The sequence below is a fragment of the Gammaproteobacteria bacterium genome, from assembly GCA_013696315.1.
In the GTDB taxonomy this organism is placed as follows: domain Bacteria; phylum Pseudomonadota; class Gammaproteobacteria; order JACCYU01; family JACCYU01; genus JACCYU01.
On record JACCYU010000149.1, the window covers coordinates 1 to 14,308 of the forward strand.

General features: G+C 61.4%; 14 protein-coding genes and 1 tRNA gene. 12 read left to right on the forward strand and 3 right to left on the reverse strand.

The genetic code is table 11. The annotated features are described in order from the left end of the window. The coding region (locus H0V34_08690; GenBank protein ID MBA2491762.1) for a leucyl aminopeptidase family protein at window positions 1-917 on the reverse strand (917 nt) is incomplete at its 3' end. A gap of 124 nt (window positions 918-1,041) precedes the next feature. On the opposite strand from H0V34_08690, the gene H0V34_08695 reads away from it, so the two are divergent. Then, window positions 1,042-1,965 carry an ABC transporter ATP-binding protein gene (locus tag H0V34_08695; GenBank protein MBA2491763.1) on the forward strand — a complete coding sequence of 308 codons (924 nt, stop codon included), beginning with the start codon at window positions 1,042-1,044 and terminating at the stop codon, window positions 1,963-1,965. A gap of 25 nt (window positions 1,966-1,990) precedes the next feature. After that, complete coding sequence (locus H0V34_08700; GenBank protein MBA2491764.1) at window positions 1,991-2,764, forward strand: ABC transporter permease; 774 nt, start codon at window positions 1,991-1,993, stop codon at window positions 2,762-2,764. Between the two features lie 168 nt (window positions 2,765-2,932). Here H0V34_08700 and H0V34_08705 read toward each other — a convergent pair. After that, a tRNA-Glu gene (locus tag H0V34_08705) sits at window positions 2,933-3,008 on the reverse strand. A gap of 432 nt (window positions 3,009-3,440) precedes the next feature. On the opposite strand from H0V34_08705, the gene gspC reads away from it, so the two are divergent. The 6 genes from gspC (at window position 3,441) to H0V34_08735 (ending at window position 11,968) form a co-directional block, all read left to right on the forward strand. Further along, complete coding sequence (gene gspC, locus H0V34_08710; protein MBA2491765.1) at window positions 3,441-4,406, forward strand: type II secretion system protein GspC; 966 nt, start codon at window positions 3,441-3,443, stop codon at window positions 4,404-4,406. A gap of 252 nt (window positions 4,407-4,658) precedes the next feature. Next, on the forward strand, window positions 4,659-6,656 hold the full coding sequence (gene gspD / locus H0V34_08715) for a type II secretion system secretin GspD (GenBank protein ID MBA2491766.1): 1,998 nt from the start codon (window positions 4,659-4,661) through the stop codon (window positions 6,654-6,656). Continuing rightward, window positions 6,653-8,197, forward strand: a complete 1,545-nt coding sequence (gene gspE / locus H0V34_08720) for a type II secretion system ATPase GspE (GenBank protein MBA2491767.1) — start codon at window positions 6,653-6,655, stop codon at window positions 8,195-8,197. The genes gspD and gspE overlap by 4 nt, the downstream gene beginning before the upstream one ends. Window positions 8,198-8,365: 168 nt before the next feature. Then, window positions 8,366-9,583 carry a type II secretion system inner membrane protein GspF gene (gspF, locus tag H0V34_08725; protein ID MBA2491768.1) on the forward strand — a complete coding sequence of 406 codons (1,218 nt, stop codon included), beginning with the start codon at window positions 8,366-8,368 and terminating at the stop codon, window positions 9,581-9,583. 1 nt (window position 9,584) lies between these two features. Continuing rightward, window positions 9,585-9,962: a hypothetical protein gene (locus H0V34_08730; GenBank protein MBA2491769.1), complete on the forward strand. Its 378-nt coding sequence runs from the start codon at window positions 9,585-9,587 to the stop codon at window positions 9,960-9,962. 41 nt (window positions 9,963-10,003) lie between these two features. Next, complete coding sequence (locus tag H0V34_08735; protein MBA2491770.1) at window positions 10,004-11,968, forward strand: S8 family serine peptidase; 1,965 nt, start codon at window positions 10,004-10,006, stop codon at window positions 11,966-11,968. Here the strand turns inward: H0V34_08735 and rrtA are convergent. Further along, entirely contained in the window at window positions 11,896-12,432 is a 537-nt protein-coding gene (rrtA, locus tag H0V34_08740) for a rhombosortase (protein ID MBA2491771.1), read from the reverse strand. The two genes, H0V34_08735 and rrtA, sit on opposite strands and share 73 nt — an antisense overlap. A 165-nt stretch (window positions 12,433-12,597) precedes the next feature. Here rrtA and gspG point away from each other — a divergent pair, with 165 nt between their 5' ends. The 4 genes from gspG to gspJ form a co-directional block, all read left to right on the forward strand. Next, window positions 12,598-13,044 carry a type II secretion system major pseudopilin GspG gene (gene gspG / locus H0V34_08745; GenBank protein ID MBA2491772.1) on the forward strand — a complete coding sequence of 149 codons (447 nt, stop codon included), beginning with the start codon at window positions 12,598-12,600 and terminating at the stop codon, window positions 13,042-13,044. Between the two features lie 3 nt (window positions 13,045-13,047). After that, window positions 13,048-13,557 carry a type II secretion system minor pseudopilin GspH gene (gspH, locus tag H0V34_08750; GenBank protein MBA2491773.1) on the forward strand — a complete coding sequence of 170 codons (510 nt, stop codon included), beginning with the start codon at window positions 13,048-13,050 and terminating at the stop codon, window positions 13,555-13,557. Then, on the forward strand, window positions 13,554-14,000 hold the full coding sequence (gene gspI, locus H0V34_08755) for a type II secretion system minor pseudopilin GspI (GenBank protein ID MBA2491774.1): 447 nt from the start codon (window positions 13,554-13,556) through the stop codon (window positions 13,998-14,000). The genes gspH and gspI overlap by 4 nt, the downstream gene beginning before the upstream one ends. Beyond that, the coding region (gspJ, locus tag H0V34_08760) for a type II secretion system minor pseudopilin GspJ (GenBank protein MBA2491775.1) at window positions 13,990-14,308 on the forward strand (319 nt) is incomplete at its 3' end. The genes gspI and gspJ, both read left to right, overlap by 11 nt.

Here is a 14,308-nt window from a genome sequence, read left to right on the forward strand (position 1 = left end):
GTGTTATCGACCTCCACGCTCAAACCCTTGCGGGTGGCCAGCACGTCGCCCGGCCGGAATGCATTGCCAGAAATTGCGTTCTCCACCGCCGGGACCAGCACCCGCAGGCGTATCGGCAACTTTGAAGCCATGACCAGATACGCCAGACCAAGCGCGTGCGCGGCGCCGCCCATGTCTTTTTTCATGATGCGCATGCCGCTTGCCGACTTGATATCGAGACCGCCGCTGTCGAAGCAAGCTCCCTTCCCTACCAGTGTGACTTTCGGATGATCCGTCTGTCCCCAGACCACATCGATCAGGCGTGGCGCATGAACACTGGCGCGACCCACCGCGTGGATCGCGGGATAATCGCCGGCCAGCAGTTCGTCACCGACGATTTGCTGAATCTGCGCGCCGAATTCGTCCGCGAGCCAGGCGGCCGCTTCCGCGAGCTGCGCCGGCATCATGTCGGCGGCCGACGTATTGATCAGATCCCGCACTAGATAAGCGGCGCGCACCTGTGCATCGATCGCCGCCGAGTCAACACCATCGGTCAATACCAGTCGCGGAAGTTCGCGCGGGAACGATTTGTAGCGTTCAAAGCGGTAGGCGCCCAGGCCCCAGCCCAGCGCGGCGCTCGCTGCGTCAATCGGTCCTTCAGTCACGATATGGTAATCGCCTGCGGGCAGGCGCATCGGCAAAGCGCCGAACGGCCAGGGTCCCGCCGCGGATTCAACCCCGACAATGACCGCCTCCAGTGCGCCGCACTCACCCGGCACGAGCGCCGGCGTTTCGTCGGCGACGTCGAAGCCCGCGCTCGTGAGCCAGAGGCGGCGCGTCTCGGACTGGCGCTTGAGCCAGGCGGGATAGTCGTTGCGCGCAACCGGAATGATTGGCACGGCTGACCCATCCACAGTAGCCGTGAAGCATTCGAGCATGTCAAACTCCTTCGCTATTCGATAAGTCATCGATGGATTGCCACCACGCTTCCTCGCCACAGCGCGGGGCGAACGCTATGTTAAACTACCGCGCTTTGCGAAATGTACCTGCACCCCTGTCCCCATGACCGCCGCACTCTCGATCCGCAATTTATACAAAACCTACAAGAGCGGCGTAACTGCGCTCAAGGGGATCGATCTGGAGATTCAGGAGGGCGATTTCTTCGCGCTGCTGGGGCCCAACGGCGCCGGAAAATCAACCACAATCGGCATCGTCAGCTCCCTGATTAACAAATCGGGCGGCAAGGTTTTCATCTTTGGCAGGGATATCGATACGCAGTTCGCGCAAGCGCGCGCCAGTCTCGGGCTAGTGCCGCAGGAATTCAATTTCAACATGTTCGAGCCCATCGTTGAGATTGTGGTTAATCAGGCCGGTTACTATGGCATCGACCGGCGCCCAGCGTATGTTGCGGCCGAAGCCTGTCTCAGGCGCTTGGGTCTCTGGGAGAAACGGCGCAGCAGCGCGCGCGAACTTTCCGGCGGCATGAAGCGCCGTCTCATGATCGCGCGCGCGCTGGTGCACAGTCCACGGTTGCTGATACTGGACGAGCCGACCGCCGGTGTGGATATCGAAACGCGGCGCTCGATGTGGACGTTCCTGCGGCAGATCAACGTCGAGGGCACCACCATCATACTCACCACGCATTATCTGGAAGAAGCCGAAAGCCTGTGCCGCACGATCGGCATCATCGACGGCGGGCGAGTGATCGAGGACACCAGCATGCGCCGCCTGCTGGACACCTTGCACCTTGAAACCTTTGTGCTGTATCTGCGCAATGCGGTAGCGCGATTGCCGCCGCTGCCCGGGTACGACGCGAAGCAGGTTGACGGCACGACCATCGAGGTATCGATCTCCAAGGAAGAGAACCTCAATCAGGTATTCCAGGCGTTGTCGGGACATGGCATCGAAGTGCTGAGCATGAAGAACAAGTCGAACCGGCTGGAGGAACTCTTCATGGCGCTAATCAAGAGCCAAAGCGCGCTCTAAGCACATCATCCCGACCTCACCAGCAATGAATCTTCGCCAGAACTACATCGCCTTCAAGACCATCCTCATCAAGGAGTTTTTGCGCTTTATACGGATCTGGATTCAGACCGTGTTGCCACCCGCAATCACGATGGTGCTTTACTTTGTCATATTCGGCAATCTGATCGGCTCGCAGATCGGCGATATCCACGGCTTCACCTATATGGAATACATTGTCCCGGGTCTTATCATGCTGGGCATCATCGCCAACGCCTATGCCAATGTGGTGTCATCCTTCTTCGGCGCCAAGTTTCAGCGTCATATCGAAGAGATGCTGGTTTCGCCGACGCCGAATTACGTCATTCTGCTTGGGTTTATCGGCGGCGGCGTGGTGCGCGGGCTAACGGTAGGCGCGGCGGTGTTTCTGGTGTCGCTGTTCTTTACCCATCTGCAGATCCACAACATTTTTATCACGATCAGCGTTGTCTTCCTGACGGCAGTGCTGTTCTCGCTGGCGGGATTTATCAACGGCATCTTCGCGCGCAGCTTCGACGATATCTCTATCGTTCCGACATTTGTACTGACGCCACTGACATACTTGGGCGGGATATTCTATTCCATCGACATGCTTCCGCCATTCTGGCAGACGGTATCGTTGGCCAACCCGATTCTGTACATGATCAATGCGTTTAGATTCGGCATCATCGGCCATTCGGATATCAGCGTGACGATTTCGTTTGGGATTATCCTCGGGTTCATCGCCGCACTGTTTATGCTCAGCCTGCGGCTGCTGGACCAGGGCGTCGGAATACGCACCTGAAATAACCTATATACAACTTATATCGACGAGCGCGCCAGTCGTCGCCGCGGGCCCCACACTTGGTCGGGACCGACTTGCGTTGGCGGCTTTCGAGTGGACTTAATCGCGCATTTGATACCGATTGTCGGCGGACCGTGCAGCGGCGGAGGATGGGTGGGTCAAGGAAAGTGGCGTCCCCAAGGGGATTCGAACCCCTGTTGCCGCCGTGAAAGGGCGATGTCCTAGGCCTCTAGACGATGGGGACGGTAGCGTATCGTTTACCTGCAAGGCAACTCGGGCGCGCTTTGGCAGGAGCGCAAGGCTAAACGATATTTGCGCTCGGCGACTGCCTGTGCCGATGCCGCAGGAATGTACGTGAGGGGCTTAAGAGTGTCAAGCTGAGCCGGTTGGCGAGCCCAGAACACTGGTCAGCAGCAATGACGCGCGAATCTAAGCGCACTGCAACAACCGCGCGAATGGCAGGCTTGGTTACGCGTGGTTATACTGCTCACGCACGTCTGGTCCGGCGCCCGCCACTACATGCGGAGTCCGGGCGCCGCACCGATGGGGGAGATAGTCACAATCAGGTCCGCGCGTAGTCTGAAAAGTACGCTCACGAAACAGGCGGCAAGTCACAGCTTCGCGGTCGAACCGTACTGACGACCATCCACAATTGAGTTGGATGACTTCGAAATAAATGGCGCTTACAACTGGCGAACGAGGCGCATCGTGGCTGCTCGCAGGACTTCCCGCGCTGGCGGCCGCGGTGCTGACCGTGCTGATAGCCTACAGCCTGGCGAATCTGGGCTGGCGCGTCTTCGCGCCCGCGCCCGAGGTCAGCGCGCCGGCGGCAACGCGGAATGTCGATTTGCCCGATGCCGCCAGGGAGCGCCCGGACTACGCCCTGGCAATCGCGAACCTGCATTTGTTCGGTGACGCGCCTGAGGTCCAGCCGCGCTTGGTGGATGCGCCGGACACACGTCTAAACCTCGCTTTGCGCGGCATCTACGCCACGGGCAACGATCGGGCGCTCGCCATTATCGCCAGTGATGGAAGCAACGAAAAATTCTACCGGCTGGGCGACGCGATCGTCGGGGGCGGCGTGCTCAAGGCGGTTTATGGAGATCGGGTCATTCTGGAACACAATCAGCGCATGGAAACGCTGCGTCTGCCCCGCAGCAGGTTGAATCTGAATGCGAAAAAGGCGGGCAGCCACGATGCGAACAACACTGAAGGCTATACGGATGCCGCGCAGGCTTACGCCGCGGGCTACGACAACCCGGTGCCCGACGCAGGAGCAAGTGCGGCAACCGGCTCCGATTACCTTCCTGACGGAGGGTCCGGCGGCGTTGATCTGGGCGCGGTACGCCAGCAGATTTTGCAGGACCCGGGCCGACTCGGCGATATGTTGCGTGTGACGCCAGCCAGGGAAAATGGAAACGGACAGTTTCTGGGTTACCAGCTGACCCCGCAAGGCAACACGCAGCTGTTCGAGCAAATTGGCTTGCAGGAGGGCGATATCGTAACGTCCGTCAACGGGATCGCGATCGATCGTCCGGACAAGGGCCTGCTGGCTCTGCAGGATCTGGTCAAGGCAGAACAGGTCAGCGTAACCCTGCTGCGTAACGGCACTGAAATAACCGTTGAGCACAGCCTGCGATAAGCTGAAAACTTTATTTACCCGAGAATGGTGCAGAGGCATGTTCTCGGATAAGCGGCCGAATTATCGACCTGAATGTTTGGACATTATGCAAACCGAACTTAGCGTACGACGCCAGAGCATCGCTGGCGGCCTTTCGATAACACACGATGCCGTGCTGCCAGTCCGATCCACGTCACGGCGAATGCATCAATTATGGGAGACCGAGTGAATCGACCACCTCGCTTATTAAATTTGCGGCGGTTGCAGCGACCGTTGCTGCTGGGACTGATAGTGCTGTCCAGTGCGTTGACAGTCCGCGCGCAGGAAGGCGTTATGCTTAACCTCAAGGACGCCGACCTCCGCTCGCTGATCGAGACGGTCGCCGAGGTGACAGGCACAAATTTTGTCGTGGATCCCAGAGTCAAGGCGAAGATCACGGTGATTTCCGCCAAGCCGATGAACGAGGAAGAGGTTTATCAGGTCTTTCTGTCGGTGCTGCAGGTGCATGGTTACGCCGCGGTGCCGGTCGGCGAGATCGTCAAGATCGTGCCGGATATCACCGCCAAACAAGGTCCGGCGATACTGACTACCGGTGGCCGGGGAGACGAGTTGATTACGCGCGTCATACCGGTCCACAGTATTTCGGCCGCACAGCTCGTACCCATCCTGCGGCCGCTGGTTCCACAGCAGGGGCATCTGGCGGCGTATACCGCGAACAACACGCTGGTAATTTCCGATCGCGCCGCCAACATCGACCGCATCCAGCAAATCGTGGAACGCATGGATTATCCGGTCAGCGATACGATAGAAGTGATCCGGATGGAACACGCCGCGGCCAGCGAGATCGTGCGCGTGATCACCGCCATGCAGCAGCGGGACACGCAACTGGCCGGTGGACAACTGCCGGGACAACCGCTGCTGGTGGCGGACGATCGCACCAACAGCATCCTGTTAAGCGGGCAGGAAAAGGCGCGCTTGCGCCTGCGCGGTCTGATCGCGCATCTGGACACGCCGCTGGAAACGGGCGGCGACACGCAGGTTGTATTCCTGAACTACGCCAAGGCCGAAGACTTAGCCCCGATCCTGCTGGGGGTCGCAGAACAGCAGCAGGAACAGGCGGCGGCCGGAGAATCGCAGTCGGCCATCGCAACGACGACTACGACCAGCACGACTTCCAGCAGTGGCGACAACGAAGAGCTGGACATCCAGGCGGACGAACGCAACAACGCCCTAGTCATCACAGCACCTCCGGACGAGTTCGCGAGTATTCAAAGCGTGATCAGGCAGTTGGACATACGCCGCGCGCAGGTACTGGTCGAGGCAGTTATCGCGGAAGTTTCGACAACACTCGCAAACCAGCTGGGCATGCAGTTCGCCGTGGTCCCCGATGAAGTCGACGGCGGCGGCCCCGTGATCGCGTCCAGCCTGAGCGGGGCGGGGCGAACCTTGACACAGGTCATCAGTAATCCGCTGGGTCTGGTCAACGGACTGCTGCTGGGTGCCGCTACGCGCGACGGTGACACCCGGTTTGGCGTCATCCTGCAGGCGCTGGCGAGCGACGCAGCCACGAATATTCTCTCCACGCCGACATTAGTGACCCTGGATAACGAAGAGGCCGAAGTCGTTGTGGCGCAGAACGTGCCGTTCGTTACCGGCAACTTCACCACCGGCGTCGACACGGGGCAGGTTACCGGCGGGATCGATCCGTTCCAGACCATCGAACGTCAGGATGTCGGCATCACCTTGCGCATCACGCCGCAGGTCAACGAGGGTGACACCATTCGGCTGGACATCGAACAGGAATCGTCCTCCATCGCGGAAACCAACATTGAGGACGCCACGGACCTCATTACCAACAAACGTACGATCAAGACCAACGTGCTGGTAGAGGATGGGCAGACCCTGGTGCTGGGCGGCCTGATCGAGGACAGCGTTACCGACAATCAACAGAAAGTGCCGATACTGGGCGACATTCCATTGCTGGGTTACCTGTTTCGCAGTGACAGCACCAACGAGGCTAAACGCAGTCTCATGGTATTCATCCATCCGGTCATATTGAGGGATCCCAAGCTGGCGACCGCATACACCAACAGCAAATACGATTATCTGCGCGCGCGTCAGTTCGAGGCCAATCAGCGCCGGGGTTTCGGGAATAACAGCGCCGCGCGCCTGCCAGCACTCGACGAACTGATTACCCAGATTCCCAAATCCATTCGCCAGCCCGACCGCCTGATGGAGATGACGCCCGACGTCGGAGGAGAATGGCGATGACCGAAACCGATCTGCAGCCGCTGGCCGATCTTGCGAATACGCCGCCGCCCGTAATCGGCGGTGTGCGCCGCCCCGCGTATAGTTTTTCCAAGCGTCACGGCGTGCTGGTCGGCGATGAAGTTGATGGACGGGTGACCCTGTACCGTAAACCCGGCGTGCGTGCCTCGGTCATCGCGGAAGTGCGCCGGTTCACGGGCAAGCCGTTGACATTGACGGCGGTCAGCGCGACGGAATTCGATACCTTGCTGACGCAGATCTATGACGCCGGCTCGGGCGCCTCGCGGGCCATGATGGAGGATCTCGGCGACAATCTCGATTTGAATCAACTGGCCGAGTCGCTGCCCGAAACGGAAGACCTGATGGAGGCCAACGACGACGCCCCCATCATCCGCCTGATCAACGCACTCCTGACCGAGGCGATCAAGGAAAACGCCTCGGATATCCATATCGAGACTTTCGAGACCACGTTGTGGGTGCGCTTTCGTGTCGACGGCGTGCTGCGCGAAATCCTGCAGCCGCCACGCAAGATGGCAACCCTGATCGTGTCCCGCATCAAGGTCATGGCGAAACTGGACATCGCCGAGAAGCGGGTCCCGCAGGACGGCCGCATCTCGTTACGGGTCGCGGGCCGCGCGGTTGATGTGCGGGTCTCCACCCTGCCCTCCGGCTACGGCGAAAGAGTGGTGCTGAGGCTGCTGGACAAGCAGGCCGGCCGGCTGGATCTCGAGCACCTGGGCATGGCGCCGGTGATTCACAACCAGGTAAAGGAAATCATTCAGAAACCGCACGGCATTATCCTGGTCACAGGACCCACCGGTTCCGGCAAGACCACCACGTTATACGCAGCGCTCGGCATGCTGAACGACCGGCAGCGCAATATCCTGACCGTTGAAGACCCCATCGAATATTTCATTGACGGCATCGGCCAGACGCAGGTCAACGTCAAGGTCGAAATGACGTTCGCGCGGGGCCTGCGCGCCATTCTGCGGCAGGATCCGGATATCGTCATGGTCGGCGAGATCCGCGATCTGGAAACCGCGCAGATTGCCGTGCAGGCGAGTTTAACAGGGCATCTGGTGTTCTCGACCTTGCACACCAATACCGCCATTGGCGCTCTCACCCGCCTGCGCGACATGGGTGTGGAGCCGTTTCTGCTTTCGTCCAGCCTGGTTGGCGTGATCGCTCAGCGCCTGGTGCGCGTACTGTGCACCGCGTGCAAACACGCGCATCCCGCCAGCGCTACGGAATACGAACAGTTGCGCGCGCACATGAAGCTGGCGGGCGACGAGAAGCCCACAATCTATTCGCCGCGCGGCTGCGCGGCCTGCAACAATAGTGGTTACGCGGGCCGTACCGGCATCTACGAGGCGGTGGTGCTGGATGAGACTTTGCGCAGCATGATCCACGACCTGAGTTCGGAGCAAAAGCTGGAGCGTCACGCGCGCACATTGACGCCCAACATCCGCAACGACGGCGTGCGACTGGTGCTCAAAGGCGTCACCACCCTTGAAGAAGTGCTGCGCGTGACGCGCGAAGACTGAATCGTTTCGCGCCAAGACGAAACCGCATAGAAAAACTTACCACTTATGGCGCATCCGGCTGGATCAAGCGTATATGTCAATGCCGCGGGCACTTCGCTCAGCGTCTTGAGAAGACAGTGCCCTCTTCTTTATCTTTGCGTCCTGGCGGCTTAGCGCGAGTAAACAGAGATGCCCGCGTTCGAATACAAGGCACTGAATATCGCGGGCCGCGAACTGGCTGGCGTTATCGAAGGCGATACCGCGCGCCAGGCGCGTCAGGAACTGCGCGAGCGCGGCTTGAATCCGCTGGATATCAAACAGGTCGCGAGCGACAAGACACAGGGCAACCTGCGACAGCGTTTCTCGGGCGGCGGCCTGAACACGACCGAACTGGCGCTGATGACCCGCCAGCTGGCCACCCTGGTACGTTCGGGCACGCCGCTTGAAGAATCGCTCGCCACCACCGCCAAACAATCGTCCAAGCCTCGCATCAAGCGCATCATTCTGTCGGTACGCGCCAGAGTGAACGAGGGGCATACACTGGAATCGGGGCTTAGCGAATTTCCGGCCGCCTTCCCCGAGCTTTACCGCGCGACGGTAGCCGCCGGCGAGCAGTCCGGGCATCTGGACGCGGTGCTGGACCGTCTGGCCGATTACGCCGAAAGCCGGCAGGAAATGCAGCAGCGGATCAACATGGCGATGTTTTACCCGTTGATCCTGACTACTATCGCCGTGCTCGTGGCGGGCGGCCTGCTGACTTACGTGGTGCCGCAGGTCGTGGGCGTGTTCGAACATCTGGGCCAGGAACTGCCGTTTCTCACCCGCGCCTTGATCGCGGTCAGCGACGCGACGAAGGCGTATGGCTTGTTTGCCATCATCGCTATCGGCGTGGGCGTGTATCTGTTTACGCGCAGCATGCGCAATGACTCTTTTCGCCAGCGGGTGCATCAATTCATGCTGGGTCTGCCGCTGGTCTCGCGGCTGATCCGCGGCCTCAACACCGCCCGATTCGCCCGCACCCTGAGTATTCTCGTCGGCAGCGGCGTCGCCGTGCTCGACGCGTTGCGCATCGCCGCACAGGTCATCCCGCATATTCCCATGCGCCAGGCCGTGCTGAACGCCGCGGCCAACGTGCGCGAAGGCGCATCGATCAGCAGTTCGCTGGAGACCTCCGGACTGTTCCCGCCGATGACCCTGCACCTGATTGCGAGCGGCGAGTCGAGCGGCCGGCTGCAGGAGATGCTGGAGCGCGCGGCCGACCATCAGGAGCGCGAGTTGCAGACCACTATCAGCGCCATCATGACCTTGTTCGAACCGGTGCTGATCGTGGTGATGGGCGCGCTGGTGCTGGTTATCGTGCTGGCGATCCTGATGCCGATCTTCGAACTCAATCAGCTGGTGCAGTGAAATGCAGTGCGCGCGCCATGCCCGCGCCGGTGGTGCGGCCGAGACCCGTCTGGCCAGATCATGGAGCGGCGGTTTATATCTGGTGTCCGTGACCGTGCTGGCGCTTGCCTGTACGCACGCCACGCCCGCCGATCCGCGGCCGCCCACGACGCGCATAATCGTCAAGTTCGCCGATGCCGCGCGGCCCGCACCGGATGCGTTACAGGTGAGCCAGGCCGCCGGTGGGCCGGTCAAACTGCGCCATACACGGCAAATGTCCGGCGGCGCGCACCTTTACAGCGGGCGGATGAATAAAAAACAGCGCGCGGTCATTGTGCGCAAACTCAACCGGCGGCCGGAGGTGGACTACGCGGAAGCCGACCGCAAGCTGAGCTATTGATTTCGATTGACCGGGACAACCGGTTTATAGACAAACGCATTATGGACAAATCTTGGGATCGATTCATGGACAAACCAGGGATATCGGGCGCGGCAGCGATAATCGCCGCATTAAGCTTCGCCTTACCATTGCACCAGGTCACCGCAGCGCCGCTGGCCGGAGAGTCATTCGAGTCGGGCGTCGGGCGCCTGATCGTCAAGTTTCGTACATCGCCCGGCAAAACCATGTCCACGGCGAGCGCCACGCGGCGCATCACAGCGATGGCGGCACAGACCGGCGTCGACATGAACATGCAGCGCGAGATGTCCGGCGGCGCGCATCTGATCAGCATGGGCCGCCCGATGGCGCCGCGAGAACTGGCCGCCTTGGCGCGAAACTGGTCCCGCCTGCCCGATATCGAATACGCCGATCCCGATAGGCGGTACTACCCCGCGCGCGTCCCGAATGATCCATCGTTCGCTGGTCAGTATTACCTGCGGAACGCCGCCGCCGAGCGCGCGGCGATCAACGCACCCGCGGCCTGGGACACGACCACCGGCAGCACCGGCGTCACTGTGGCGGTCATCGATTCCGGCATCAGACCCGAACATATCGATATCGCCGGACGGCTCGCGCCCGGCTACGACTTCATTTCCAACGATCCGGATGGTAGTTTTTTTACCGCCAACGACGGTGACGGCCGCGACGCCAATCCCTCCGATCCCGGCGATGGCGTCACCGCCGGCGCGTGCGGGGCGGACAATCCGCCTGTTGATCAACCCAGCGTATGGCATGGCACCCGCGTGGCCAGCCTGATCGGCGCGGTTACAAACAACGGCCAGGGCATTGCCGGCGTCGACTGGAACGCGCGCATTCTGCCGGTGCGCGCCATAGGCCGTTGCGTCGGGTTCGGCTCGGATATCATCGATGCGGCCCGCTGGGCCGCCGGCCTGCCGGTACCCGGCGTGCCGCGGAACGTCAATCCCGCGCGGATCATCAACCTGAGCCTGGGCGGTGGCGGGACCTGCATAGCGGCTGAACAGGATGCCATTGACGACATCATCGCGGCAGGCGCGGTGGTGGTGGCCGCGGCCGGCAACGATGCAACCAACGCGTTACGCACTGCTCCGTCCAGCTGTCAGGGCGTGTTGCCGGTCGCCGGCTCGACGCGCGATGGCGCGCTGGTGTCGTCTAGCAATTTTGGCGCGAAAGTGGGGCTGACCGCGCCAGGCGTCGACATACTGACCGCGGCGAATCGTGGCACTCAGGCGCCGGTTCTTAACGGCGATACTTACAGCACGATCAGCGGCACCAGCTTTTCCTCACCCTTGGTGGCAGGCGTGGCCTCGCTGATGCTGTCGCTTAATGACAGCTTAACGCCGCGACAACTCATCGCCACCTTGCGCGCCAGCGCGCGCCCTTTTCCCGCCCCAGTTGCGGGTCGACGTTGCAGTGATCCGCTGTGCGGCGCCGGCTTGCTGGACGCTGGGGCCGCGGTGCGCGCGGTCGCGACGGGCAACATCGCACCGCCGGGTGATGGCGGCAATGGCCTGCGCGCCGCGTTCGCGAAGGCGGCGCCAGTGCCACTCGGTACCACGAGCAACGGTGCGTTAACGGTGCCTTATGCGTTCGATGTCTATCGGTTATCGCTGCCGGCCGGCGGCAGGTTGCGCGTCGCCACCACCGGCCGCACCAACACTTATGGCTACCTGTTCGATGCAAACGGTCGATTGCTGGCCCAGCTCGACGATATCGTTCCGTCGACAAACCTGAATTTCGCCCTCAGTGCCAGCCTGGGCGCGGGCACGTATTTCGTCGCGGTGGAAGGTGTCAGCACGAGCACGAACGGGCCTTATGCACTGAAAGCAAGCCTTTCCACGCAGAATGGCGGTGGTGGCGCCGCGGATTTGATGTTGTGCGGCATGCTGCTGGGCGGGCTTGGCGGTTTGTTGTTTCAACGCCGTCCCGGCCAGCGCGCGAACATGGTTTCGACACACAGCGCAACTATGCCACCGAGGGCGCCATAAAGATGCGCGTCCACGATGACATTGCCGCCCGCCGCGGCCTCGCTGCCGGGCATGGGTCCGTTGAACTGCTCCCAGATCAATTTTCCGATCACCGCCAGCAACATGATGGCGCCGCTAACGTTGCGCGCCATACAGTCGCGCAGGCTGCCGGCGACCAGCAGGCCGTGCAGAATGCCTGACATGCCCACATACCAGGCCAAAGTCGGGTTGAACCATAACAGACCCAGACTCACCGCGGCGGCGCTGGCGCATATCCGCCACACCAGCACGCCAGGCGCGGGTGTGTACAGCGCCGAAATCGCCAGCAATGCAACGGCGTTCAGCAGATAATGACGCCAGGTCAGGTGCACGAAATGGGCGCCAAGCAGCCGCCAGATCTCAAAGCTGTGGATCATGGCGGGTTCATACCGCAGCCACCGCGCGGTGACCGGCATACCGAACTGCAACAGGCCGGATAATGTCACTAGACTTAACGGTAACCACCAATGGCGCACAGCGTTCGCGTTCAGGACCGGTCTGGTTAACGTCAAGGGGCAAGTCAACGACTGTCGATATTATTTGCGCAGGCCCGATTTCGAAATCTTCGGCCTCCGTCATTTACTAATTAACTTTTCGAGCACGAGGAAGCAATGGTCAGAAATCATCTCTGTAAGCGGGCGGTAAGCGGATTCACCCTCATCGAGGTCATGGTGGTGGTGGTGGTGCTGTCAATTCTGGCGGCTATTGTTGTACCGCAGGTAATGGACCGTCCGGACGAGGCGCGCATCGTGAAGGCCAAGCAGGACATTCGCGCGCTGGAGAGCGCGCTGAACCTTTACCGGCTGGATAACTATGTTTACCCGTCAACCGAGCAGGGCATCGATGCGCTGGTAACGCGCCCAACCACGCCGCCCGAGCCACGCAACTGGAAGGCGGGCGGCTACCTCGACCGAATGCCGACGGACCCGTGGGGCAATCCGTATCAATACTTGAGTCCCGGCCAGCAGGGTAATTTCGACCTTTATTCCATGGGCGCGGATGGCCAGCTCGACGGCCAGGGCGTCAACGCCGACGTCACCAACTGGAACCTCGAATAGCCCATGCGCCAGGCACCACGCCGCCGCGCCTCAGGTTTTACGCTGATCGAAATTCTGACGGTGCTGGTCATCATCGGCATCGTCGTGAGCATGGCGACACTGTCGCTCGGCAATAACGCGGAGGGACAGGTGGAGCTTGAAGCCGAGCGGCTGCGCGCGCTCATCGAGCTGGCGAAAGAAGAAGCGCTGTTCGACGCGCAAGAACTGGGGATTGCGTTCTGGCAGAACGGATACACGTTCTACCGTATGGAAGACCAGCAATGGACGCCGGTCGAGGGCGACGCGGAGTTGCGCCCGCGGACCCTGCCGGAAGGACTCTCGTTATCCCTGGAACTGGAGGGGCTGGAGGCGGAGCTGTCCGCCATCGATCGGCAGCGGAAGCGCCCGCAGGTGTTTATCATGTCGAGCGGCGAGGTGACCCCGTTCCGCGCGGAGCTCGGCACCGGCGAAACCTATGTGATCCTGAAGGCCGACGCGCTGGGCAATCTGGCGTTCGCCGCGCCGGCGATATGAACACGCAACGCGGCTTCACCTTGCTGGAAGTGCTGGTCGCGCTCGCGATCATCGCGTATGCGCTGGCCGCGCTGATACGCGTTACCGGCACGGGTGTGGCCAACGCGAGCTATCTTCGCGACCGGACCTTCGCGCACTGGGTTGCCGAAAACCACCTGGCGGAGATGCGCACGCGCGACGGTTTCTGGCCCGCAACGGGGAAAGACGACGGCGACGTCGAGATGGCCGGCCGCCAGTGGTTCTGGACCACGCGCGTGACCAGCACGCCCGAGTCCCAGATGCGCCGCATCGACGTCGAGGTCCGACTGGACGACGACGAAGAAGTGTCGCCAATCAGCATATTGACCGGCTTCGTGGCGCGGCCGCAGCGTGGCGACGCGCCTGGCCTCACCCCCCCAACGGCGCCTGGCAGCAGCGGGGGCGGCACCGGCGATGGCGAATAGGCGCGACGGTGGGTTGACCCTGATCGAGTTCCTGATCGCGGTGGCGGTATTCGCGGTGTTGAGCGCGCTGGCCTACAGCGGCCTGAATAACGTGCTGCTCACCTCCAGCCATGCGCGGGCCGAGTCTGACCGGTTGACGCGATTGCAAATGACGATGCGTTATCTCCAGCGGGACATCGACCAGATCGTCAATCGGCGCGTCCGCGATCAGTACGGCGACCAGCGTCCGCCGCTGGAAAGCACCGTGGCCGCCGAAGAGGCGCCACTGCTCAGCTTCACGCGCGCCGGCTGGACAAATCCCGCCGGCC